Here is a 21,729-nt window from a genome sequence, read left to right as displayed (position 1 = left end):
GGCAATTCTACCTTGGTATACTATAGTAGTCTGCGGTTATATCGTTATCTTTAGTGTTGGCAGTTGCGTTGCTGTAGCTGCTGCCTCATGCTTATTTTAAATGATGGACAAAATGGAGAAAGAGGAAGAGCAAGGAAGCATCCGCAACTCGCCGTTTCAAATAAAGCTGCCGCTTTTTATAGCCATGGCACTGGTAGTAGGGGTGCTGATTGGCGCCACTACCTTTTCGCCTTCTACTAACGATCCGCAGGGTACTGCCCGCAGTTACCTTAAATTCCGCGACATTCTCAGCTACATCGATCGCGATTACGTGGACTCGGTGGACGTGGAGGAATTGTCGGATTACGCCATTAGTAAGATGCTGGAGAAGCTGGACCCGCATACGGCGTATATTCCGGCCGATGAACTGGCTATGGCCCGTTCGCAGTTGGAAGGAGATTTCGAAGGCATCGGTGTAGAGTTCAATATTTTTCAGGATACTATTTTTGTGATCACCCCCCTGAGTGGTGGCCCCTCTGAGGCAGCTGGCATACAGGCCGGCGACAAGATCGTGGAAGTGGATGGGGAGAATGTGGCTGGCATCGGCATCAACAACGAAGGTGTTTTTAAGCGGCTCCGCGGCCCCAAAGGCACGAAAGTAGCCCTCGGCGTGGTGCGCAAAGACAGCAAAAAGCCACTCAGCTTCACCATCGAACGCAGTAAGATACCAACTACCTCGGTTGATGCCAGCTACATGGTAAATAACAAGACTGGCTATATCAAGGTCAGCCGCTTCTCGGCTAACACGTTCGAAGAGTTTAAACAGGCGCTTACGGAGCTAAAGAAAAAAGGGCTGCAGCAGCTTATACTGGACCTGCGCGGCAACCCCGGTGGCTACATGGACCACGCTACCCGCATGGCCGATGAGTTTATTTCCGGCGACAAGATGATTGTGTATACCGATGGCAAAGGCGACAAGTATGATTCCAAAACTTATGCCCGCACCAAAGGTGATTTTGAGAATGGGCCACTGATCGTGCTGCTGGACGAAGGAAGCGCCTCCGCCTCTGAAATTCTGGCTGGTGCTCTGCAGGACAATGACCGCGCGCTGATTGTGGGCCGCCGCTCTTTTGGTAAGGGACTGGTGCAAATGCCGATTCCGCTGAACGATGGCTCCGAACTGCGCCTGACCATTTCGCGCTATTATACGCCAAGTGGCCGCTCCATTCAGAAACCTTACAACGGCGATCCGGAAGAGTACCAGAAAGACATCCTGCACCGGTATGAGAACGGGGAGTACTTCCATCCCGATAGCAGCCTGTTTGCAGACTCGCTGAAGTACCACACGCTGCATGGCCGCAACGTGTATGGCGGCGGTGGCATTATGCCCGATGTGTTTGTGGCCCGCGATACGACCGAGCTCTCGCCCTACCTGAGCCAGCTCTATAACAAGAGTATTCTGCGGGAGTATACTTTAGAGTATTACCACGACCACCGGAAGGAACTGGAGAAGCTGCCGCTGCAGAAGTTTAAGCAAAGCTTTGAGGTTTCAGACGCGATGCTGCAACAGATGCTGCAGATGGCCGGAAAAGCCGGTGTTGAGTATAACGAGGCACAGTTTAAGCGGTCAAAGCACCTTATCCGGAACAATCTGAAGGCTTTTATTGCACGAAGTGTGTATGGCAACGACGGCTTCTTCCAAGTGCTGCACGCCACAGACGAGGAGTTTCAGCAGGCCCTGAAGCAGTTTAGCAGGGCACAGCAACTGGCAAAGAACGGCAGCTAATAGTGCTTTGGAAAGTATAGGATGCAGGAGGGGCGCAATAGTAGGGTGCCATAAATTGCACTCTATTTTGTAAATTGCGGCAGAAGAATGGGACAGCCTTTTCTTCTGCCGTTTTATATTGCCCTTATACTACTTATATGCGAAAAGCCCTTATACCTGTTGTGTGGCTACTGGCCCTTGCTGGCATTGCCTGTAATAAAATTGATGATCTCCTGACCTTTTATATCAACCAGGACGAAGAAATTAAAGTAGAGGCTACTTTCCCGCTGGGGCAGGTCGTGCCGTTAACTCCCGTTACTGTTACTACTAACTCGGAAGAGACATTTAAGAACAACAAAACGAGGGCAGAACTGGTAAAGGATGTAACGCTGCAGCAACTGGAACTGACCATTACAGATCCGCAAAACGAGAACTTCAATTTTCTGAAAGGTATTGAACTATACATCTCCAGTGAGCAGCAAGGGGAAACGAAGATCGCGTACCTGGATGAGGTACCGCAAAATGTGCGTACGCTGCAGCTGAAGCTGACCAATGCCAAGCTGGATGAGTATATCAAAGGTGATGCCTATACGATCAGAACGAAAGCGGTTTTGGCGAAACCGATAGCAAGTGATATTGCCATTAACGCCGGCATGCGTTTTAAAGTAACCGCAGATCCATTATAAGTATGCATACATTACCCATGAGGATATCTGATAAAAATAAATTAGAGAAGATCATCATCGTCGGCGACCGCGTGCTGATCAAGCCAAAGTCGGCCCGGGAGCAGACCAAGAGCGGCTTGTTCCTGCCACCCGGCGTACAGGAAAAAGAGAAAGTGCAGGAAGGCTATGTCATGAAAGTAGGGCCCGGGTATGCTATTCCGGCTGATTACGGCTTTGATGATGAGCCTTGGGAGCGGGGAGACGAGGAAGAGGATGTGCGCTACATTCCGCTTCAGTCGAAAGAAGGAGACCTGGCCATTTACCTGCAGCGCGATGCCATCGAGATCAATTATCTGAGTGAAAAATACTTTATTGTGCCGCAATCGGCCGTACTCATGCTGGTGCGCGAAGAAGACCTCTAGCAGCAGTTAACTTTCTCAGTCCTCATACACAACGCCATACTTACCAAGTATGGCGTTGTGTATGAGGACTGCTATTATCAAAGCAAAGCACATTTTTTCTGCGCCTCAGGCAACCTTTGCCACTAAAGTCCCCTCTTTAGCCTACCCATACTTAACCATGCGCTTTGGCGCTTTGCCTGCTATTTTTGCTTTATGAATAGAGCTTTACCGCCACTTTTTCCCTTGTCCCTGTATCTGCTGCTGGTATTTACAGGTGCGCCTTTTATACTGGTGGCACAGAACAGTGGCAAAAAAGCTGTTGTGCATCCGCAAAAAACCTTGCAGGCGCTACGCGTAACAGAGGTGCCAAAAATTGATGGCCTGCTGGACGAGGCTGTATGGCAAAAGGCGGAGATCGCCACCCGTTTTATCCAGAACCGGCCAACGCCGGGCCCGCTTGAGAAACACCCCACCGAAGTACGCATCCTGTACGATGACGAAGCCATTTACGTGGGCGCGCTCATGCACGATGTAGCCCAGGATTCCATCTTCCGGCAGATGGGCACCCGGGACGACCTGGGCAACACAGACTGGTTCGGTATTTTTCTGGATACTTATCATGATGGCACCAATGCGTTCGGCTTTTTTGTGACTCCTGCCGGGGTGCAGCTCGATGCCCGCTACTCCAGCAATGGCGAAGATTTCAGCTGGAATGCCGTGTGGGAAAGTGCGGCCAGCCTGCAGGGTACTGATTGGGTAGCTGAACTGCGCATCCCTTATTCCGCTATCCGTTTCAGCAGCAAGCCCGAGCAAGTATGGGGACTCAACTTTATGCGCAACCGCCAGTCGACGCGGCAAGGCTACTTCTGGAATTATGAGGACCCGGCGGTGGATGGTTTTGTGAATCAGTATGGTACTCTTACCGGCCTCCACAACATTAAGCCTCCGCTGCGCCTCTCCTTTACGCCGTATGTTTCTGTTCTGGCGGAACGCTATCCCTACCAAAAAGAAGGCAGCGGCGGCACTGGGTATAAAGATGCGGTAAACTTTAGCGGCGGCATGGATGTGAAGTATGGCATTAGCGACGCTTTTACCCTGGACATGACACTGATCCCCGACTTCAGCCAAGTGCAATCGGATAACCAGATACTGAACTTAGGGCCTTTTGAGACACAGTTTAATGAGAACCGTCCTTTCTTTATGGAGGGAACTGAGCTGTTTAACAAAGGTGATTTCTTTTACTCGCGCCGCATTGGAGGTGTGCCCGTTAATTACCTGGATGCTGATGCAGAGGCCGAGCGCGGGTATAAAGTAATTGAAAACCCTTTGGAGACCAAGATGCTAAACGGCACCAAGCTGTCGGGGCGCACCAAGTCGGGGTTGGGAGTAGGCGTGTTTAATGCGGTGGTGAGCCGGCAGTATGCCACCCTGGAAGATGCTACCGGAGAGCGCTTTAAAAAGGAAACACAGCCGCTGACCAATTACAACATTGTCGTGCTGGACCAATCGCTAAAAAACAACTCGTACGTAACCTTGGTTAACACCAGCGTTGTGCGGCAGGGCACCACCTACGATGCCAATCTAACCGGGGCTCTTTTCCGAGTAGCCAGCAAAGGGAACAAGTATGCGCTGCAAGGCAAGGGCGCTCTTAGTCAGCGATACTTCTCCGACAGTACCGCGCTGGGCCACACGTATGCCCTGGAGTTTGGGAAGGTGAGCGGAAACTTTCAGTACAGCATTTCGCATTCGGTGGAGTCGGATACTTACAACCCAAATGATCTGGGCATCCTGTTTACCAACAATAACAAGGAGGAGGAGCTAAACCTAAGCTATAACATTTACCAGCCTTTCTGGGAGTTACTGAACCTGTACACCCACCTAGGGGCAAATTACTCCCGCCGTTACCGGCCGGATGCGTTTCAGAATTTTGTCATCTATGGCGAGGTGAATGGCACTTTTAAGAATTTCTTTAGCGCCGGATTGCACGTAAATATGGAGCCGGTAAAGACGTACGACTATTTTGAACCACGCGTGGCAGGTTGGTATTACTACTTCCCGACCAACTATAACATTGCAGGTTGGTTCTCTACAGACTACCGGAAGAAACTGGCCCTTGACGTAGAAATGAATTACCGGCGCTTTCAGGAGAACAAGCGGCATAACTTTAACTATGCTTTCTCGCCCCGCTACCAGGTAAACGACCGGCTGATGTTTGTGTACAACTATAGTTCTGAAAACCACCTGGATGACATGGGTTATGCGGATGATTTTACTGCAACAGAAGATGGCCAGCCCCGGCAGAAGATCATTTTTGGACTGCGCAATGTGAATTCTGTTTCTAATTCCTTGTCGGGCAGCTACATTTTTAACAACCGTATGTCGCTGACGCTGCGGGCACGCCATTACTGGTCTAAAGCAACTTACAGCCGGTTTTTTCAGCTAACCAGTAAAGGCGAGCTGTTGCCTGATACTTATAACCAAAACAAAGATGTAAACTTCAACGCCTTTAACGTCGATATGGTTTACTCGTGGTGGTTTGCACCGGGCAGTGAGATCAGCCTTGTGTGGAAGAATGCCATTCTGCAGCAGGAAGACCAGGTGACACCCCATTATTTTGATAATTTCAGCCACACCATTTCCTCTCCTCAAAATAATACGCTCTCCCTCAAAGTGCTCTACTACCTCGATTATCTTACGCTACGAAACAGGTTGTTCAGGAAAGCACAATAAAGCAGTTTGTAACCCATACTTAAGCGATCAGGAAGGAATATTGTCAGAGTCCTGCTCTTTCCTGTATGGCTGAAGCGAAGCTGTAGCAAGTATAAATGCTGCATCCTACTGCTATCCGTATCAAAGCAAAAGCGGCCCCGGTACAAACCGGGGCCGCTTTTGCTAAGTCACAACAAGTATACTTAATGCTGCACCACCATCTTTTTCGATTCTACAGTGTCGCCATGCGTTACGCGCAGCATATACACCCCGGATGCCCGTTTGCTAAGGTCCACTGAACTTTCGTACTGGCCGTTGCGCTGTGTGGCTTTGCTGGTGTATAGTTTATTGCCGAGCATATCATATACTTCATAAGAAATGATCTCTGGTTTTGAAGTCTCTAGGCTAATATTAAAGATGCCTTCGCTTGGGTTAGGCCATACGACCAGCACCGGCCCCAGGTCTTCCAGATCAGGGTTATACTTGAATGAGAAAGCGGTAGAAACATCTGATATACAGCCTTGCTTCTGCTGCATAACCGAATAATCGCCGCTCTCAGTAGGAGTATACAACTGGCCTGTAGCGCCGCTTATTGGCTTGCCATCCAGGAACCACTGGTTTCCTTCTGCCGCACTGGATTTCAGTGCTGTTCCATCGCGCACTACTACCGGTGTTGTTAATGGTGCACCAACCTGCACCGGCACTTCTACGCGCTCACTTTTACAGCCAATGGCGCTTACTTTCAGGTTATAGAAGTAATAATAGTAGCTCTCAGAAGCTGTAGTAGCCGTGTTGCCGATGATTTGAACCACGTTAGGGATGCCAAACGGATAACCACTAACGCCCTGGTTGTTTCGGAAGATGGTGGCTCCATCCAGGTAGGCGATGGCAACAGAGTAGGTGCCGGCCTCTGGCAGCGCCAGGCCCAGGTAGTATACTTCCCCTTTATCGTTCGGGTCGTTAGGCTGTACTCCTTCTCCGGGAGTAGTGCGGGTAGCAGTTACGGCAAGCGTTCGGGTAGATACCGGAACGCCATCTTCATTATAAACTGTAAATTTAATTTTGCCACTGTGCCCGATGTATAGGCGGGCGCTTTCCAGCTGTATCGGCGCATTGGTTTTGAACACCACATCCGGCGAAAACTGGTTGTAGCCCCCGTCGGTGAAGACGCTCTTTGTGGCCGGCCCGATGGTGGCGCTAAAATCGTTGAGGCTGGCGAAAAACTTGCTGTCTGCCGTGTTGCCCGTTAGGCGCAGGTTACTGCCTGCTGCTATTGGAGTGGTCGCGGTTGCGCTGGGATACCAGAAAACGGCCCCGTCACCGGTGCCGGTGAGGGTATAGGCCGACTCCGTGCCACAGCGGTAAACTGCCGCATCAGGTGCCGCCGAAGGCTGCCCTACGGTAAAGGAAAGATCGGAGCGGTTATTACTCTCCACCACATCGTTCTGCAAGCCCGACAAAGCAACAAGTTGGTAAGTGCCGCCCGGCTCAGTTGCGAAGGTGCCTTCCGGTATAAATTCTACCCGTGTGTTTGGCTCTAGGCTTCCTGTATAAGTGCCCGTCAGCTTTCCGATCTCTTGGTTATTCTGGCGCACACTAATTGTAACCGGTATATTCTTTTGCGCGTTGGTGCCAAAGTTTTTCAGTGTAACTGCTATGGTTTGGGCGCTGCTGGCGCAGGAAGAAACACCTGTTGGCAAAACACTCAACACGCCGATGTCTTTGCCGGCCCTGTTAAACTGCAGCAGGTAATCCTGCGTTTCGCCATGGGCATAACTGCCGCAGGCATTCACGGCTGCGGCATCGGCCGTTTCCTCGGCTACCAGGCGCATGCGTACCTTGTTGCCGGTCACGAGGGTGGCCGGAGCCGTAAGTGAGGTGGCATAAGTCGCATTGCCAGTCAGCACGCCTGACGTTGCGGCCAGTTCGCCATTATCGTCAAAGTCGCCGTCACCGTTCCAGTCAACAAACACTTTAACAACTTTTGAGGCGTCGCTGGCTGTTGTGCCAAGCTCAACGGTCAAGGGCTTTGTCTGGCCTGGCTCAAAGCTGAACACATTGTTGGTGAGGTTCTGATACGTGGTGCCGCCTGCCGCCATTGTGATGACCTGGCTGCCCACTGTCACTTTATTGATCCTGGTACCATCGGTGGTGGCAGCAGCGCTGGTGCAGAACGCTTTGCCTCCAACACCGCTCACCAGCAGAGAATAGGCCTGCGGTCCTTTGACTAAGGTGCCTTTGTGTTTAACGGTAATCGTATACGTTTCGCCCGGAACAGCATTGCCGAGGTATACTTGTTCCACGTTATCCAGCTTGTTATCGCCGGGTACCGCAGCGCCCTCTGGATGGGTAGGATCCAGCGTCCAGGGCATATAGGTGGTGGTGCCTTTGGTAACCCGTACATCCAGGTCGTTTACCAGGCGTGCTGTGCGGTTATTCAGGGCACCGCTGCCTTCCGCTACGGCAGTAGCTTCCGGGTCTGTCCAAGAGATGGTGACAACTAATGGTCCGGCACCGGAGGCCTTTACCTGCAGCGTATAGGTTTTATCCTGCTCTAGGCTATTTTCCTCAATCAGGTTTGTTCCGTTGGCGTTGGTAAGCATGCTGGCTGCTTTTGCCGAATTGAGCAATCCCCAGCCATACTTGTAATCAGGTCCGGCTGTTTCGCCGGTTTCACTCGCTGTATGAATGGCAAGGGCTTTCAAGGTAGCGGCACGCATAAAAGTACCCTGGTGCAGGTTGGCGTAGTGCTCCTGCAGCAGCAGCAAACTGCCCGAAACGTTGGGAGCAGCCATCGAAGTACCGCTCATAATTTCATAGGCCCGGTCTCCGCTGCCCGTTGTTGACAGCACGTTAACGCCATCGCCTACCACGTCAGGCTTAATACGGCCATCGTCGGTCGGGCCATAGCTGCTGAAGGCAGAGACAGCGGCATCAGAGGGCTGGGTATAGCCTTCTTCAATCGCATCAATCGCACCCACAGCCAGCACGTTTTTGGCCGTGCCATACGTAGCGATCCCGTCATAGCTGTCGTTGCTGCTAAGGCCGTCCGGGCGGGTTTTTACCAGCGTGAATTTCCCATTCTTATTGCGTTGATAATAAGGAGCGCCTACTTCAGGCCCAGTTTCGCCCCGGTTGTTGCCCACCGATTTTACGATCAGATAGTAAGGAGCATTATAAGCGATCTTATCCCATTCAGCGGCATCTGCATTATAGTAGCCAAACTTGTAATCTTCGGTCGCACTAATCTCGGTATCGCCCCACCACTCCCAGGCTGGATCTGTGTCGGTGCCTTTGCGGTCGGGGTTATAGTACCAACCAGCTATAGTGCCGTACGAGTGGTTCGAGATGAGCAGGTTATCGGCTGCACTTGCCATTTCAGCCACATCATTGTTGAAGTCATACGCCTGCAGGTTTTTATAATTGTAGGCCATTCCTTTGGCTACCGGGTTTATGCCCGTTGCCATCATCGTGCCAGCTACGTGCGTGGAGTGGTCGTTTATTTCAGAGGCTTTGTCTTTTTGTACTACGCGGCCTATCAGTTCCTGGTGTGTTTCCCGCACACGTCCGCCATCCCATACGGCCATTTTGTTTGCCACAGCAGCACTTGAACCGTCTAGGTTTAGCCCGAGCGCTCCTCCCTTCCAAAGCTCATTTGTTCGGGTAGTAACGGCAGAGATGGTGTTGTTATACGTGATGTAGTATACTGGCAAGCCTTTCGCATCCAGGCCCTGCAATGCAATATGTCGGCCGTTAGCAAAGGTTTTCTCTATAATCCAGCCGTTCTGTCGGGCGAGTTCCACTGCACGGGCGTGGCTCTCCTGGTAGTTTTTTGCTGCGGTCCCGGCAATACGCTGTAAGGCACTCTTATTAGTAGTATGCGGGGTGATAGTTTGCTGTGCAAACGCCGTGGTAGCCGTTGCCAGGCATAATGCAACGCTCCAAAGGCCCAGTCTTCTCATAAAAAAAACAGTAGATAAAATATTGTATCTCAATTTAGTGTAAATTGATGATAATGGCAAAGTTGTTCCCGCAGGAGGAAGTTTATTTTTGAAAAGTATACACCCGAGCCGGAATAGCAGCGCCTTACGCGTTTGAACCGCCCGGGCCAGTGGTAGTACGGTATTACCCCAGCGGCAGCACATTCAGAAGTAAACACTTTGTAAACAGCGGGCACAACTCCGGCGCAAATTGTAGAACCTATGTTGCGCACCCGCAGCATGCGGCGCTTTCATCAGGATAGCGACAAGCAAGTATAGTACAGGAGTGCAATTAAAAAGCGCGCCGGTATTTTGATGCCAGCGCGCTTTTTAAATCCTGCAGAAAAGTGTCTATTTCTTCAGCAACTGCGCATATTCTTTGGCAAAGTAAGTGAGGATGATGTCGGCGCCAGCACGTTTTATACTTGTCAGGATCTCGACCATCGCCTTTTCACCGTCTATCCAGCCATTTTGGGCAGCCGCTTTCACCATGGCATACTCGCCGCTGATGTTGTAGGCGGCAATCGGCAGGTTGGAGTTGTCGCGCAGCAGCTTGATCACGTCGAGGTACGAGAGGGCGGGCTTCACCATCAGGTAGTCGGCACCCTCCAGCGTGTCCAGTTCGGCCTCTATCAGCGCTTCACGGCTGTTGGCGTAATTCATTTGATAGGTTTTCTTGTCGCCGGCCTTGGGCGCGGAGCCCAGCGCGTCGCGGAAGGGGCCGTAAAAGGCGCTGGCATACTTGGCGGTATAGGCCATAATCGCCACTTTCTGGAAGCCGTTCTCGTCGAGCACTTGCCGGATGTGGCCGATGCGACCGTCCATCATATCCGATGGCGCCACAATGTTGGCACCGGCCTGCGCCTGCACCAGGGCCATTTTGCCAAGCACTTCCAACGTTTCGTCGTTCAGGATCTCGCCGTTCTCCACAATGCCGTCATGCCCATCAGAGTTGTAAGGGTCCATGGCCACATCGGTGATTAGGGCTACCTCCGGAAAGTTCTTCTTGATGGCGCGGATCGCACTTGGGAAAAGGCCTTCGGGGTTGTGGCTTTCCGTGGCATACTTGTCTTTCTGCGCCTCGGGTATACTTGGGAACGGTGCAAAAGCTTTCACGCCCAACTCTACGCAGGCAGCTACCTCCTCCAGCACTGTATCAATGGAGAAGCGGTTAATGCCCGGCATCGATTTTACCTCGATGCGCTGGTTCTGGCCGTCTATTAAAAAAAGCGGGTAAATTAAATCTTGCGTGCCGAGGGTTGTCTCCTGCACCATATCTCGAATCACCTGTGTCTGGCGGTTACGTCTTGGTCTTCTGATCATAGTAATTTGTTTTCAGAATCTATTCTAAATCATACTCCTGCAAAGGTACGGTGAAAGCCGGGGAATCGGAATGATAGACGTCGTTTTTTGAGGTTGACGGGACGCTGCGGGATTGGTTGAAGCAGGAGTTGCTTGTTAAAAGGAAGGAGGCTGGAAAAGTAGGATGTTGTGCAGGGAGTTGCTAGCGTTGCTTCCGTTTGTACTTCCGTTTTATAGTTTAGCTAGCAAGCTATACTTAATAGCCTACTCATACTTTCGGTTATACTTGCTAGCTGTTGTTTATACTTTACGAGGCAAGCTATACTTATTAGATGCGGTTTACTCCTCAGTTTTATACTTGGCTTGTTGCATCTTTAGCTTTAGAGCGCTCTGGCCCGCGAGGGCACCTCGGGTTGAGCGCGGTGGCGTGAACCTGCGCTGGCGCGCTGCCCTTACGGGCACCGCAACCCACCAAGGCGCTCCACCCAAGGACTGGAAGCTTTCTCATAGCTACAGTTTACACTTTAGCTCAAGTATAAACTAGTGTACTAGCGCGAATCTCCAGATTCGTGGCGGAGATGAAGTCTGATTTCATCGGCCTGAAGGGACAAAGCAGTACTACGAAGCGAAGCTTGTACTATAGCACGTACACTTCAACTCGCTTCAGCTACAGAACTCCCCTCCTTAGACAAGCGAGAACGCGAGTTCGAAGCTTGCGAGCGCAGCTCTGAGGGGTAGGGGTGGTTGGATCCGGTACTGAAATCCTACAGCCAATCCCGTCATCCACAGTGCCCAAAATCAAAAAGGCGACACCGCTGGTAGCAGTATCGCCTTTCATATCTTAAAGTGCTAACGTCTAAAATCCCATAATTACGTCTTCAATTACATCACAGCACTCCTGCAGTTGGGCTTCGGTAATAACCAGCGGCGGCGCAAAACGGATAATGTCGCCGTGGGTGGGTTTGGCCAGTAGGCCTTTCTCCATCAAAGCAACGCATACATCCCAGGCAGTGCGGCCATCGGGGGTAGGGGTGATAACCACTGCATTCAGCAGACCGCGGCCACGCACCAGTGTGACTAACTCCGGGCGTTTGGCTTTCAGTTGTTCCATACGCTCCCGGAACTTCTCGCCCAAGCGATACGCATTTTCTGTTAGTTGCTCCTGTTTGATCACCTCCAGCGCCGCAATGGCCACCACGGCTGCCAGCGGATTGCCACCAAAGGTAGAGCCATGCTCGCCCGGTTGAATGCAGAGCATGATCTCGTCGTTGGCCAGTACGCAGGAAACTGGTAGTACACCACCCGACAGGGCTTTGCCAAGTATAAGTATGTCGGCTTTTACATCGTCGTAGTAGCTGGCCAGCAGTTTACCGGTGCGGCCAATACCCGTCTGTATCTCATCCGTAATCAGCAGCACGTTGTACTCTTTGCACAAGGCCTGCGCTTTGGCCAGGTAGCCCTGGTCGGGCACCATTACGCCGGCTTCGCCCTGGATAGGCTCTACCAGAAAGCCGCACACATTCGGGTTCTCCTGTAGAGCCTCTTCCAGAGCAGTAGCATCGTTATAAGGAATTACTTTGTAGCCTGGCATGTAGGGACCGAAGCCTTTGGTAGAGTCCGGATCGGTAGAAAAGGAGATGATACCGGTGGTGCGCCCATGAAAGTTGTGCTCCACGACAATGATCTCTGCCTTATTCGGGGCGATACCTTTTTTGAGGTACCCCCACTTGCGGGCCAGCTTCAGGGCTGTTTCCACCGCTTCGGCACCGGAGTTCATGTACAGCGCCTTGTCGTAGCCAAAGTACTCGCACACATACTTCTCTGCTGCACCCAGCTTGTCGTTATAAAATGCGCGCGAGGTGAGGGTGAGCTGCTGCGCCTGCTCTACCAAGGCGCTGATGATTTTTGGATGGCAGTGGCCCTGGTTTACGGCGCTGTAAGCCGACAGAAAATCGTAGTAATGCTTGCCTTCCACATCCCACAGGTGTACGCCTTCGCCTTTGCTCAGCACAACGGGTAAGGGATGGTAATTGTGGGCGCCAAACTGGTGCTCTATGTCTATTTCTTGTTGGCTGGAGGTAATTGGTAGCGTATCCATAGTTATATTTTTAAGGTTGATGTAAAAAGGTGAACTGCCGGCAACCAGAATACCGCAGTTATGATTTTTACAGGGAAAAACAGTTATATGTTGTAAAGCTAATGAATTAGCGCCGACTTTGAAACCGGAGATATCCCTGCTGCCCGGCAGCGTGTTGCAGAATATGTATATCTTTGCACCGCTGGCACATCAAACAAAAGACACCTGGTGGGAGAAGAGTTAAAAGAAGGAGAGGACTACTACCTGAACGAACAGGGGTTGCTGGTGTTTACGGCAAAATACCTGCTGCGGCGTGGCTATTGCTGCCGGAACGGTTGCAAACATTGTCCTTACGGGTTCCGGAAAAAGCAACAGAAACAGGACCAGTAAGTATAAAACTAGCGCCCTGGCGGGGTACTTTGGCCATCTTTATACAGGTTTACAGGAAAAATATTCGCTATCCCTTTGAGATTCTGTATCTTTTTACTGATATTTGCACCCCTATTGAAATAATTTAGATAAAAATACAAGATGGCACGAGTTTGCGACTTAACCGGAAAAAGACCACAAGTAGGAAATAACGTATCTCACGCGAATAACAGAACCAAGCGTAAGTTCTATCCAAACCTGCAAAAGAAGCGTTTCTACATCCCTGAAGAGGATGCTTGGGTAACGCTGAAAGTTTCTACTTCAGCTTTGAGAACCATCAATAAGAACGGTATCTCAGCTGTGTTGAAGAAAGCAGTAGAGCAAGGTTATATCATGTACTAGTGGCCCTGCCAGGCTGCCGCATTGCACTAGATTAAGCCTTTGCGCTTTCTTCGGCTATGCAAGGTCTGTGGTGCCATCTGCTACTTTAGATAAATTCCTCAGCAACGGAGAGAACGTAAGGCTTTGTAGCTTCCCGCTCGCTCCGTTGCTGTTTTTTTGCGCTTCCGGGCGGCCGATAGCTTATAGTGTGCTTCGGCCTGTTAATGCGCCAGGTGTGCGCAAAGCACGTAAAACCATGCGCTTGCTTTAGAACAGGCGGTGGAATAAAAATTATACTTTGTTTGTAATTAGAGATTTAAGCAATTATATTTGCAGTCCTAAATAAAAAATCATTATAGAGAGATGGCTAAAAAAGCAAAAGGTAATAGAATCCAGGTTATTATGGAGTGCACAGAGCAGAAGACTACTGACATACCTGGAACTTCAAGGTACATCACTACCAAAAACAGAAAGAATACTCCGGAGCGTCTTGAGCTGAAGAAGTATAACCCGAATTTGAAAAAAGTAACTGTACATAAAGAAATTAAATAACCATGGCTAAGAAAACCGTTGCAACCCTAAAGACTGCCACAGGTAAAGACTGGGCAAAAGTGATCAAAGCTGTTAAATCGCCTAAGACTGGTGCCTATAGCTTTAAGGAAGAGATGGTGCCTGTGGATAAAGTACAGGATGCTCTCTCTGGCAAATAAACAAGCTTACTCTACTATACATAGATAACACGAAGAAGTCCCTTTACCGGGACTTTTTTAGTATATTACCGTATCACCGAGATAGTCGTCACCCTTCATAAAGACCGGTATGGGAATTTTTGACTTTTTCAGTAAAGAGAAGAAGAAAGAATCGCTGGACAAAGGCCTCGAGAAAACCAAGTCCAGCTTTTTTGGCCAGCTAAGTAAAGCCGTAGTCGGTAAAGCTACAGTGGATGTAGAGGTGCTCGACGAACTGGAGGAGATCCTCGTGCACGCCGATGTAGGCGTTGGAACGACCGTAAAGATCATTGACCGCATCGAAAAGCGCGTAGCTCGTGACAAGTATGTAGGCACCGACGAACTGGACCAGATCCTGCGCGAGGAGATTGCGGCCCTGCTGGAAGAAAACAACTCCGGCGATGGCGCCAACTTCGACCTACCCAAAGATATCAAGCCTTACGTGATTATGGTGGTCGGCGTAAACGGCGTTGGCAAAACCACTACGATCGGCAAACTGGCGGCGCAGTTTCATAAAGCAGGCAAGCAGGTGGTGCTCGGTGCTGCCGATACGTTCCGAGCCGCAGCCGTAGACCAGCTGATCATCTGGGGCGAGCGTGTAGGTGTGCCGGTTATTTCGCATGGCATGAACACCGACCCGGCCTCTGTGGCCTACGATGCCGTGAAAAAAGGCGTTGAGCTGAATGCTGATGTGGTGATTATTGATACGGCAGGCCGCCTGCACAACAAAGTGGGCCTGATGAATGAGCTCACCAAAATCAAGCGCGTGATGCAGAAGATCACGCCCGATACGCCGCATGAAGTGCTGCTGGTACTGGATGGTTCCACAGGACAGAACGCCCTGCTACAGGCGCGCGAGTTTACCAAAGCAACTGACGTAACGGCCCTAGCCATCACCAAACTGGACGGCACCGCCAAAGGAGGTGTCGTGATCGGAATTTCAGATGAATTTAAAATTCCGGTGAAATATATCGGAGTTGGCGAGAAAATTGAAGACTTACAATTATTCGACAAGCACGAATTTGTAGATTCTTTCTTTTCACGCTAATACACATTAAATGGATAAGCTCCTGCTGTTACCGCTGGCACTGCTGCTCTCTTGCTGCAGCAGTACGAAGCCTGCTTCTACGGGTACCAATCAATCAGAACAACAGATGGAGCAATCTCAAGCACCTGCGCAGCAGCCAGGGCAGGTAATTGGCGCACCTGCCAGCGCCTCTTCACAACAGGTAGTGCCTGTTTCGCAGGGTATAGCTGGCAAAGTGCTTTGGAAGTCGGGCAACCAAATGCCCTCTCCGGATGCACCGCCCAGCCAGGGCAGAGGCGTGCAGCGCACTGTATACGTCTACGAACTTACAAATGCCAGCCAGGCAACAGCTGTAGACGGTGTTTTCTATACTAACCTCAAAACAAATCTTGTGGCGCAGGTGGAAACTGATGCGGATGGTAGCTTTTCCGTTAACCTGCAGCCCGGTACTTATAGCCTTTTCACGAAAGAGGAGAAAGGCTTATTTGCCAGTATTTTTGACGGAGAGATGAACATTAACCCGGTGGAGGTGCAGAAAGGACAAGTAACCAACGTGGAGTTGGTAATCAACTATAGGGCTAGTTATTAGGTAATTGTAACCGCACGCGCTTGCACAACTGGAACGGAGCGTCTGTTTTACCAGCGTCAATGCAAGCTCATATTCCGCTGGAAAAGCTTTCTTGTAGTGCTTCTATGCAATATCTGCCCTAGCTTTAGGCCATACTTACAAGGGCAGGAGCTACCTGCAAAGTACAACGAGCGCCTGGTTATACTATATTTACGGCCTCTCCATACTTTTGCTGAATTAGCTGTACAGCATTTCGGAGGTAAGCTATATTGAGAAGTATAACGCCGCTTTTTGTGCTGGGAAAGGAAAGTAGCTGTTCTCTTAACACTTATACTGCTGATGTATATAATTAAGAATGATTTCATGGAGGTGACGTACGAGGTCGCCCAAAATGTATTCACCGTCAAGTGGTCTGATGCGCTAAGTGTAGAGTCGCCCCTATTTTATCAAACTATCATTTCCTTGTTTGCCATAATTCAGGAACGCAAAGTAAGAAACCTGATTATAGACTCCGGCATTCCGGCGGGAGGTGTGCTGACAGAGGAAGTCATAAACTATTTTATCCAGCACATCCCCTATACCACTTTACGAAATATTGCCCTTCTGGAGTCGCCGGATTTTCTCTGGGACAACAATTTGTATCAGGTGCTTTCGCTGCTTATTACCAGCTACCATTTGCCAATTGCAATTGAAATGGTAAAAAGCCCGGAAGCAGGTCGGGAGTGGTTTGCCCAGGCTGCGCTGGCGAGCCCCCATACGGATATAGTGGGTTGAAGCTGCAAGAGACAAGTTACGTGAGGCGGAAGTAGCCGCCGTCCTCCTCTAAATTCCGGCAAGAGAACCTGCTAAAGCGCTATCCCCTATTTATTTGTCAAACATATCGTACCTTTGCAGGCCGGTTTACGAAACGAACCAATCGGAGCCGGGGCGGGTTCTAAATTATTATCGCATACTCTCTTAATTACATATAAGTGAAAGTAAGATCACTCAAAAAAGATAAAGTAAACGTCGTAACGCTCGGTTGTTCCAAAAACCTGGTGGATTCAGAAGTGCTGATGGGCCAGCTGCGTGCCAATGAGTTTGACGTGGCGCATGAGTCCGACAAAGACGACTCGAATATCATCATCGTGAATACCTGCGGCTTTATCGACAATGCCAAGCAGGAGTCTATCGATACAATCCTGCGCTATGCCGATGCCAAAGAAGCGGGCCAGATCGATAAACTGTATGTGACCGGCTGCCTCTCGCAGCGCTACAAAGATTCGCTGGAGCAGGAGATTCCGCAGGTAGATGCCTACTTTGGTACGCTGGAGTTGCCGCGCCTGCTCAAAACGTTAGAGGCCGACTACAAGCACGAGCTAATTGGCGAGCGTTTGCTCACCACGCCATCACACTACGCCTATTTTAAAATTGCCGAAGGCTGTAACCGCCCCTGCTCTTTCTGTGCTATCCCGCTGATGCGCGGCAAGCACGTAGACCGCCCCATTGAGGACCTGGTGAAGGAGGCGAAGCGCCTGGCAAGTATGGGCACCAAAGAACTGGTGCTAATTGCGCAAGACCTGACCTACTACGGCCTGCAGCACTATGGCGAGCGCAAGCTGGCTGATCTGCTTCGCAACCTGTCGGATGTAGAGGGCATTGAATGGATCAGGATGCAATATGCCTACCCGTCGCAGTTCCCGATGGAGGTGTTTGATGTGATGAACGAGCGTGAGAACATCTGCAAGTACATAGACATGCCACTGCAACACATTTCGGATAACATGCTCAAGACCATGCGCCGCGGTATCAGCAAGCGCCGCACCATTGAGCTGGTAGATCAGATCCGCCAGCGCGTACCAGACATCGCGCTACGTACCACGCTAATTGCCGGGCATCCGGGCGAAACGGATCAGGATTTCCAAGAGCTGTACGATTGGGTAGAGGAGACGCGATTTGACCGCTTGGGCATCTTCACCTACTCACACGAAGACAACACCCACTCCTATACCTTAGAAGATAATGTGCCGGACGAGGTGAAGCAGGAACGTGCCGATGCGATTATGGAGCTGCAGCAGGGGATTTCGGTGGAGTTGAACGAGGAGAAAATCGGCCAAACCTATAAAGTGCTGTTCGATCGCAAAGAAAGCGGCTACTTTGTAGGTCGTACCCAATATGATTCGCCGGAAGTAGACAACGAAGTACTGGTGCCGGCTGACAGCAACTACATACGCCTTGGCGATTTTGCCCACGTAAAGATCACCGATTCTTCCGACTTCGACCTATATGGAGAAGTCGTGAGCTAAGTACTTGAATCATTATTAAGAAGAGGCCAGCTAGGTATAAATCCTGTCTGGCCTCATCTTTTTTAAGCTTTGTGCACAGTGCTACTTCAGCACATACCTGCTCAGTACCCGGTACGCTTCGTTAATGTTTTCCCCTTTCTTAAAGTCCTGCCGGATGGTTGGCTCCAGTTCGCCGGTAAGCCAGATCTTCAGTTCCGCATCCAGGTCAGCGATGCCGGCGCTTTCTTTTGAGAACATTTTAATACTGCCATAAGGAATGCTCTGGTAGTCTTTTTTAGAGGCGGTGACACCCTGCTTGTTTACGATGATCAGGCGCTTGTTGGTAAACACGAGCATGTCCCGAATCAGCCGGTAGGCACGCTCAATCGTTTCGTCTGTAATGAGGATTGGTTGAAATTCGTCTGTTATTTTTTCGATAGACACTTCCGATGCGTGTCCCATCATGCCGCTTAGTAATCCCATTGTTGTATTGTTTTGAATCGTATACTCTTGTTTACGTCTGTCAGCAATTAGGTTATGGGCGGGTGTATATAGGAACTTAGGAGGTCTTTTGTAGGACCGGGTCCAATCCCCCTGCCCCTCAGAGCTACGCCCGCAAGTTTCGAACTCGCGTTCTCACTTGTCTAAGGAGGGGAGTCTGTTACTACTTTAGTTTAAGTATAGGCGTTCTTAAGTATAGGCGTTGTAGTTTTGGCTGTTGGAGAAGTATAGATAGTATGGGCTTTACTCGTAGTGCTGCTTTGTCCCTTTGGACCAGAGAAGTCAGAGACTTCAGTTTTACTGCAAGTCACAAATCAGGAGATTCGTGGCAGTATACTTCTTTATACTTCAGATCAATATAAACTGTAGCTATAAGAAAGCTTCCAGTTATTGGGTGGAGCGCCTTGGTGGGTTGCGGTGCCTGTAAGGCAGCGCGCCCGCGCAGGTTCACGCCACCGCGCGGTGCCCTTGTCGGGGGCACCTGCCCCCCTAGGACATGCCCTCGCGGGCTTAGAGCGCACCAAAGTATGAGATGCAACAAGGCAAGTATAAAACTGCGCATCAAACCAAAACTAGCAAGTATAACCAGCCTGCTTAAGTATGAAGCAGCCGCTACCAAGTATAGCCAGAAGTATAAGTTAAACTCAACAGGTAATCTGCATCCCTATGCCTTTCATGCAAATACATCCTATAGCTCTTTTCCCTTGCAACTTATCCCTCTCCACCTGCTTTCTATCGGATCGGCTGCAAAACCGAAAATAAAGCCGTTACTTTGCGGCAGACCAGCTGGCAAAGTATAGGCCAGGTGCAACACATTTCCAGCATAACTGTTAAAGAGGCTATACCCAAGGCCAAGCGGATGGAAGTACAGAACATGAAAATCACCGAAATGGAGTATGCAGCGACTGGCGCATTCTCCCAAACCATAGCAGATTACCTCGGTCGGAGCGAGCAGCTGCGCCCGTTCTACAATCACTTTCCGAGCATCGAAGCGTTTGAAGCGCAGCTGAAAGAGAAGCGCTTTAGCCCAGAACAGCGCCAGACACTCTGCCAGGCACTGCAGCAGCAGTATACTTCTGTAGCCGACATTCACCCGCAGGTGCAGCAAAGCCTCGATCTGCTACAGCAGCCAAATACCTACACCATTACTACCGGCCATCAGCTTAATATTTTTACCGGTCCTTTATACTTCGTGTATAAAATTATTACGGCCATTAATATGTGCCGGCAACTGCAGCAGCAGTACCCGGACTACAACTTTGTGCCGGTATACTGGATGGCTACTGAAGATCATGATTTTGCCGAGATCAACCATTTCAGCCTTTTTGGCAAGACTTATACATGGGAAACGGACCAAACTGGTGCCGTAGGCCGCTTTACGACGGATGGCCTGGAGAAAGTACTGGAGGTGCTGCCGGAAGCCTATCCGGTTTTTGAAGAAGCCTATCGCAACAGCAAAAACCTGGCAGCTGCTACCCGCGCTATCACGCATGCGCTGTTTGGAGAATATGGCCTGGTAAGTATAGACGGCGACGATGCGACGCTGAAGAAGGCGCTGCTACCGGTTGTGGAGAAAGAGCTGACGGAGCAACTGTCGAACAAGTTGGTAGAAGAGGCAAGCGCACAACTGGAGGAACTGGGTTACAAGCCGCAGGTATACTCACGCGAGATCAACTTGTTTTACCTGACGGATAGCTTGCGGGAACGCATTGTGGAAGAGAACGGCACGTACCAGGTGCTGAATACAGAGATCCGGTTTACGCTGGAAGCAATACGGCAGGAGGCAGAGGAGCACCCGGAGCGTTTCAGCCCAAATGTGATTTTGCGGCCGCTTTACGAGGAACTGATTCTGCCGAACCTGGCCTACATCGGCGGCGGCGCAGAGGTGGCGTACTGGTTCCAGCTAAAGAAGCTTTTTGCCGCTTACGAGGTGGCTTTTCCGGTGCTGATGCTGCGCAACTCGGCCTTGTATATTACGCAAAGCAACGCCAGCCGCATGCACAAACTGGACCTGCAGCCGCAGGATTTGTTCCAGGATTACCAGGAGCTGAAAAAGCAGCTATCCAGCCAGATACACGAGGAGGAGATTAGCCTGGAGGCGCAGCGGAAAGCCGTAGCTGCTGCGTTTGCCCAGGTAGAGCAACTGGCAAAAGAGGTGGACCCAACGCTGGTAAAAGCCGTAGGAGCGGAGGAGCAGAAGGCGCTCAACGCACTGCAGATGCTGGAGAAGAAAATATCCAAAGCGCGCGACAACAAGCACGAGCAGACCTTTAAGCAACTGGAGAACCTGAAAGAGAAGCTGTTTCCGAACGGCAGCCTGCAGGAGCGCCACGATAACCTGCTCACCTATAAAACCAACAACCCGGACTTTATACAGGCTTTAGTAGAAGCATTTGATCCTTTTGAGCTGAAGTTTACGATACTGGAAGAAGCATAATGCGGAAAGCGGAGCTCCGGCGGCAGATGCTGCAGCAGCGGCGCACCTTGCCATTAGAAGAAGTGCAGCAATGCAGCGCGCGTATTGCCGATCAATTTTTTACGCATTTTCCGCTGCACGCAGGGCAAACCGTGCATGTGTTCCTGCCGATCATCAAAAATAACGAGGTAAACACCTGGCCTGTTATCGAACGGCTACGACTGGAGCACCCGGAGGTACGCGTAGCCGTGCCGGTTACGGATGTGGCACAACATGTCCTCACCCACCACCACCTCACAGATGAGGCCGTACTCGTGGAAAATGCCTGGGGTATTCCCGAACCGCAAAATGCGCAGCTTATACTTGCTCCCGAAGTAGATATCGTGCTGGTTCCGTTGCTGGCGTTTGATAAGTATGGCCACCGTGTAGGGTATGGCAAAGGTTTCTACGACCGTTTTCTGGCCGATTGCCGCCCGGATGTACTGAAGATCGGCTTGTCTTTAGCGCCGCCCGTAGAAAGTATAACTGATGCCAATGCGTTCGATATTCCGCTGGATGCTGTGGTCATGCCGGAAGGAGTATGGCGGCGGCAGTAGC

19 protein-coding genes are annotated in these 21,729 nt (G+C 50.6%); 15 read left to right on the top strand and 4 right to left on the bottom strand.

Going from position 1 to position 21,729, the window contains the following annotated elements; genetic code table 11:
* Positions 1–100 precede the first annotated feature (100 nt).
* The 4 genes from ABDW72_RS05260 to ABDW72_RS05245 all read left to right on the top strand — a co-directional run bounded on the left by ABDW72_RS05260 (position 101) and on the right by ABDW72_RS05245 (position 5,540).
* Positions 101–1,765 carry a S41 family peptidase gene (locus ABDW72_RS05260; RefSeq protein ID WP_347157410.1) on the top strand — a complete coding sequence of 555 codons (1,665 nt, stop codon included), beginning with the start codon at positions 101–103 and terminating at the stop codon, positions 1,763–1,765.
* 137 nt (positions 1,766–1,902) lie between these two features.
* Complete coding sequence (locus tag ABDW72_RS05255; RefSeq protein WP_347157409.1) at positions 1,903–2,430, top strand: hypothetical protein; 528 nt, start codon at positions 1,903–1,905, stop codon at positions 2,428–2,430.
* Positions 2,431–2,447: 17 nt separating this feature from the next.
* Entirely contained in the window at positions 2,448–2,831 is a 384-nt protein-coding gene (locus ABDW72_RS05250; protein ID WP_347157408.1) for a co-chaperone GroES, read from the top strand.
* 192 nt (positions 2,832–3,023) lie between these two features.
* Positions 3,024–5,540, top strand: coding sequence for a DUF5916 domain-containing protein (locus ABDW72_RS05245; protein ID WP_347157407.1), 2,517 nt, complete (start codon positions 3,024–3,026; stop codon positions 5,538–5,540).
* 182 nt (positions 5,541–5,722) lie between these two features.
* On the opposite strand, the gene ABDW72_RS05240 is transcribed toward ABDW72_RS05245, so the two are convergent.
* The 3 genes from ABDW72_RS05240 to rocD form a co-directional block, all read right to left on the bottom strand.
* On the bottom strand, positions 5,723–9,481 hold the full coding sequence (locus ABDW72_RS05240) for a S8 family serine peptidase (protein ID WP_347157406.1): 3,759 nt from the start codon (positions 9,479–9,481) through the stop codon (positions 5,723–5,725).
* 369 nt (positions 9,482–9,850) lie between these two features.
* Positions 9,851–10,822, bottom strand: coding sequence for a porphobilinogen synthase (hemB, locus tag ABDW72_RS05235; RefSeq protein WP_347157405.1), 972 nt, complete (start codon positions 10,820–10,822; stop codon positions 9,851–9,853).
* 835 nt (positions 10,823–11,657) lie between these two features.
* A complete protein-coding gene (gene rocD / locus ABDW72_RS05230; protein WP_347157404.1) occupies positions 11,658–12,899 on the bottom strand; it encodes an ornithine--oxo-acid transaminase in 1,242 nt (413 codons plus the stop codon).
* Between the two features lie 207 nt (positions 12,900–13,106).
* On the opposite strand from rocD, the gene ABDW72_RS05225 reads away from it, so the two are divergent.
* The 8 genes from ABDW72_RS05225 (at position 13,107) to rimO (ending at position 18,236) form a co-directional block, all read left to right on the top strand.
* Positions 13,107–13,268 (top strand): C1orf53 family protein, encoded by a 162-nt coding sequence (locus ABDW72_RS05225; RefSeq protein ID WP_430438143.1) that lies wholly within the window; start codon positions 13,107–13,109, stop codon positions 13,266–13,268.
* A gap of 141 nt (positions 13,269–13,409) precedes the next feature.
* Positions 13,410–13,649 (top strand): 50S ribosomal protein L28, encoded by a 240-nt coding sequence (gene rpmB / locus ABDW72_RS05220; protein ID WP_347157403.1) that lies wholly within the window; start codon positions 13,410–13,412, stop codon positions 13,647–13,649.
* 342 nt (positions 13,650–13,991) lie between these two features.
* On the top strand, positions 13,992–14,180 hold the full coding sequence (rpmG, locus tag ABDW72_RS05215; protein ID WP_347157402.1) for a 50S ribosomal protein L33: 189 nt from the start codon (positions 13,992–13,994) through the stop codon (positions 14,178–14,180).
* Between the two features lie 2 nt (positions 14,181–14,182).
* Positions 14,183–14,338 (top strand): DUF4295 domain-containing protein, encoded by a 156-nt coding sequence (locus tag ABDW72_RS05210; protein ID WP_347157401.1) that lies wholly within the window; start codon positions 14,183–14,185, stop codon positions 14,336–14,338.
* Positions 14,339–14,447: 109 nt separating this feature from the next.
* Positions 14,448–15,404, top strand: a complete 957-nt coding sequence (gene ftsY / locus ABDW72_RS05205) for a signal recognition particle-docking protein FtsY (RefSeq protein WP_347157400.1) — start codon at positions 14,448–14,450, stop codon at positions 15,402–15,404.
* Between the two features lie 10 nt (positions 15,405–15,414).
* A complete protein-coding gene (locus ABDW72_RS05200; RefSeq protein WP_347157399.1) occupies positions 15,415–15,972 on the top strand; it encodes a carboxypeptidase regulatory-like domain-containing protein in 558 nt (185 codons plus the stop codon).
* A 318-nt stretch (positions 15,973–16,290) separates the two neighbouring features.
* Positions 16,291–16,725, top strand: coding sequence for a hypothetical protein (locus ABDW72_RS05195; RefSeq protein WP_347157398.1), 435 nt, complete (start codon positions 16,291–16,293; stop codon positions 16,723–16,725).
* A gap of 197 nt (positions 16,726–16,922) precedes the next feature.
* Positions 16,923–18,236: a 30S ribosomal protein S12 methylthiotransferase RimO gene (gene rimO / locus ABDW72_RS05190; protein WP_347157397.1), complete on the top strand. Its 1,314-nt coding sequence runs from the start codon at positions 16,923–16,925 to the stop codon at positions 18,234–18,236.
* An 81-nt stretch (positions 18,237–18,317) separates the two neighbouring features.
* On the opposite strand, the gene ABDW72_RS05185 is transcribed toward rimO, so the two are convergent.
* Positions 18,318–18,698: a PH domain-containing protein gene (locus tag ABDW72_RS05185; protein WP_347157396.1), complete on the bottom strand. Its 381-nt coding sequence runs from the start codon at positions 18,696–18,698 to the stop codon at positions 18,318–18,320.
* 545 nt (positions 18,699–19,243) lie between these two features.
* Between ABDW72_RS05185 and ABDW72_RS05180 the strand changes: the two genes are divergently transcribed.
* From ABDW72_RS05180 to ABDW72_RS05170, 3 genes are read left to right on the top strand one after another with little or no spacing between them, the layout of a single operon-like run.
* Positions 19,244–19,516: a hypothetical protein gene (locus ABDW72_RS05180; RefSeq protein ID WP_347157395.1), complete on the top strand. Its 273-nt coding sequence runs from the start codon at positions 19,244–19,246 to the stop codon at positions 19,514–19,516.
* The gene (bshC, locus tag ABDW72_RS05175; protein WP_347157394.1) at positions 19,489–21,153 is read left to right on the top strand and encodes a bacillithiol biosynthesis cysteine-adding enzyme BshC; all 1,665 of its coding nucleotides are present in this window, start codon (positions 19,489–19,491) and stop codon (positions 21,151–21,153) included. The genes ABDW72_RS05180 and bshC overlap by 28 nt, the downstream gene beginning before the upstream one ends.
* Positions 21,153–21,728 carry a 5-formyltetrahydrofolate cyclo-ligase gene (locus ABDW72_RS05170; protein ID WP_347157393.1) on the top strand — a complete coding sequence of 192 codons (576 nt, stop codon included), beginning with the start codon at positions 21,153–21,155 and terminating at the stop codon, positions 21,726–21,728. The genes bshC and ABDW72_RS05170 overlap by 1 nt, the downstream gene beginning before the upstream one ends.
* Position 21,729: the final 1 nt, after the last annotated feature.

It is taken from the genome of Pontibacter chitinilyticus (assembly GCF_039748935.1).
In the GTDB taxonomy this organism is placed as follows: Bacteria; Bacteroidota; Bacteroidia; order Cytophagales; family Hymenobacteraceae; genus Pontibacter; species Pontibacter chitinilyticus.
The sequence above is the reverse complement of the archived record's forward strand: the minus strand, read 5'-3'. Positions and strand labels throughout refer to the sequence as shown.

What these genes read in the sequence shown, in the direction of transcription:
- ABDW72_RS05180 (WP_347157395.1), top strand. Translation starts at nt 19,244, where the DNA reads ATGAGATGCAACAAGGCAAGTATAAAACTGCGCATCAAACCAAAACTA.
- hemB (WP_347157405.1), bottom strand. Translation starts at nt 10,822, where the DNA reads ATGATCAGAAGACCAAGACGTAACCGCCAGACACAGGTGATTCGAGAT.
- rpmB (WP_347157403.1), top strand. Translation starts at nt 13,410, where the DNA reads ATGGCACGAGTTTGCGACTTAACCGGAAAAAGACCACAAGTAGGAAAT.
- ABDW72_RS05210 (WP_347157401.1), top strand. Translation starts at nt 14,183, where the DNA reads ATGGCTAAGAAAACCGTTGCAACCCTAAAGACTGCCACAGGTAAAGAC.
- ABDW72_RS05260 (WP_347157410.1), top strand. Translation starts at nt 101, where the DNA reads ATGATGGACAAAATGGAGAAAGAGGAAGAGCAAGGAAGCATCCGCAAC.
- ABDW72_RS05185 (WP_347157396.1), bottom strand. Translation starts at nt 18,698, where the DNA reads ATGGGATTACTAAGCGGCATGATGGGACACGCATCGGAAGTGTCTATC.
- rocD (WP_347157404.1), bottom strand. Translation starts at nt 12,899, where the DNA reads ATGGATACGCTACCAATTACCTCCAGCCAACAAGAAATAGACATAGAG.
- ABDW72_RS05195 (WP_347157398.1), top strand. Translation starts at nt 16,291, where the DNA reads ATGTATATAATTAAGAATGATTTCATGGAGGTGACGTACGAGGTCGCC.
- ABDW72_RS05170 (WP_347157393.1), top strand. Translation starts at nt 21,153, where the DNA reads ATGCGGAAAGCGGAGCTCCGGCGGCAGATGCTGCAGCAGCGGCGCACC.
- ABDW72_RS05245 (WP_347157407.1), top strand. Translation starts at nt 3,024, where the DNA reads ATGAATAGAGCTTTACCGCCACTTTTTCCCTTGTCCCTGTATCTGCTG.
- ABDW72_RS05250 (WP_347157408.1), top strand. Translation starts at nt 2,448, where the DNA reads ATGAGGATATCTGATAAAAATAAATTAGAGAAGATCATCATCGTCGGC.
- ABDW72_RS05240 (WP_347157406.1), bottom strand. Translation starts at nt 9,481, where the DNA reads ATGAGAAGACTGGGCCTTTGGAGCGTTGCATTATGCCTGGCAACGGCT.
- rpmG (WP_347157402.1), top strand. Translation starts at nt 13,992, where the DNA reads ATGGCTAAAAAAGCAAAAGGTAATAGAATCCAGGTTATTATGGAGTGC.
- ftsY (WP_347157400.1), top strand. Translation starts at nt 14,448, where the DNA reads ATGGGAATTTTTGACTTTTTCAGTAAAGAGAAGAAGAAAGAATCGCTG.
- ABDW72_RS05200 (WP_347157399.1), top strand. Translation starts at nt 15,415, where the DNA reads ATGGATAAGCTCCTGCTGTTACCGCTGGCACTGCTGCTCTCTTGCTGC.
- ABDW72_RS05255 (WP_347157409.1), top strand. Translation starts at nt 1,903, where the DNA reads ATGCGAAAAGCCCTTATACCTGTTGTGTGGCTACTGGCCCTTGCTGGC.